This window comes from Moorena sp. SIO3I6 (assembly GCF_010672095.1).
Window position 1 is genome coordinate 1 of sequence record NZ_JAAHHU010001377.1, and the last position, 1370, is coordinate 1370.

Annotated in this window: 3 protein-coding genes; 2 read left to right on the forward strand and 1 reads right to left on the reverse strand. The window is 41.8% G+C overall.

From position 1 onward, the window contains the following. Positions 1-201, forward strand: a 201-nt coding sequence (locus tag F6K49_RS49465; protein ID WP_293110106.1) for a hypothetical protein, incomplete at its 5' end; no start/stop codon positions are given. Positions 202-240: 39 nt separating this feature from the next. Next, entirely contained in the window at positions 241-813 is a 573-nt protein-coding gene (locus tag F6K49_RS49470; RefSeq protein WP_293110108.1) for a class I SAM-dependent methyltransferase, read from the forward strand. Positions 814-1134: 321 nt separating this feature from the next. On the opposite strand, the gene F6K49_RS49475 is transcribed toward F6K49_RS49470, so the two are convergent. Continuing rightward, positions 1135-1370, reverse strand: a 236-nt coding sequence (locus F6K49_RS49475) for a hypothetical protein (protein WP_293110110.1), incomplete at its 5' end; no start/stop codon positions are given.

Consider the following 1370-nt stretch of genomic DNA (forward strand, 5'->3'; position numbering starts at 1 on the left):
GATTTGATAAATTCCGTGAATGGTTCTAATTTAGATGCTCGGTTATTCCCTTGTTTGCCCGGTGATATATTTCCAGTTTCTTTGAATTTTTTAATAATTATAAATCCAAAATTGCGACTCACTTTAAACCTTTTAGCTAAACGGGTCATTGAGCCTTGGCCAAAGGCCACGCTACGCGAACACAGTCTAGATAAGCTGTGATAATTTTCGTTCTTATATCAACAGAATAGGCTTTCATAATTGGAGTTTTATAATATTTATTATATTATACTCTATTTAAGCGCAAACCGCTATAAGAATACTACTTTTGAGGAGTGGGAGCTAGAGTCCCAGAGATTCGATGCGGTTATAGCAGCAACGGCTTTTCATTGGGTTGCCCCTGGAAGTGGGTATGCCAAAGTTAATGCTGCTTTAAAACAGAATGGTGTACTCATTATACTGTGGAATACCAGACCCCATCCTCAGCCTGAACTTTACCAAATGTTGGATGAGGTCTATCAGATCCATGCTCCATCTCTGAGACGATATGCTGAAGATACAAAAACTCAGTTAGAAAAGCTGAACGAATTTGTAGAGAAGGTGATAGACTCCGGTTATTTTTATGACTGTAAATCGGAATATGTACTCTGCGAACCTACCTATAGCATCGATGATTATCTGGCCTTGTTGAGTACTTACTCAACCTACATTAACCTAGAGTCGCAGCAGAAGAATTCTTTATTTACTGGTTTGAGGGAAACCCTAGAGAAGAACTGCGGCAATAGGATCCAACTTTCATATGTGTCAGCTTTTTGGATTGTCCAAAAAGGGTGAGCTGAAAACTTTCTATCTAAGGATGGCTAGTTGTGGTTTATCCTGGGTCAATCAAAACCTTTAAAGACATATCAGGGGGACTACACCCAGAAGTACCTGAACCGCTCCAGCAAATGATCTGGGTTAGCCTGCGCCTCAAAAAGTGGACTGCTGGAAGTGGAAGTGAACTACAGTAATAATATTACAGAAAAAGGACGGGAGTAGGACACGCCCTGGATCTATGGGCGAGGGTCAGGCAACGTCTACAGGGCAGCACAAACTTACGGTCCACGGGGTAAGGGCTATGATCGGCGAGTAATAGCCATTACCCCTTGCTTAATTTTATGCTATTTTTCTCCAGAGATCGATGATGTTGGGTTTCGTTACCTTAACCCAATCTTGTCGATTGGGCAAAACAAATATCTTTAACAATTGAACTGATAAATTGCCCATTTTTGCCCACCTCAAGTTACGGCTAGTAGCGAGGGATTGCCTACGGCACCAGTGTGATCGCAAAAAGCTGGCAACCATCACATAATCTGTGGGAGCATGGCATCTGTGCAAATAGCTCCGATGTT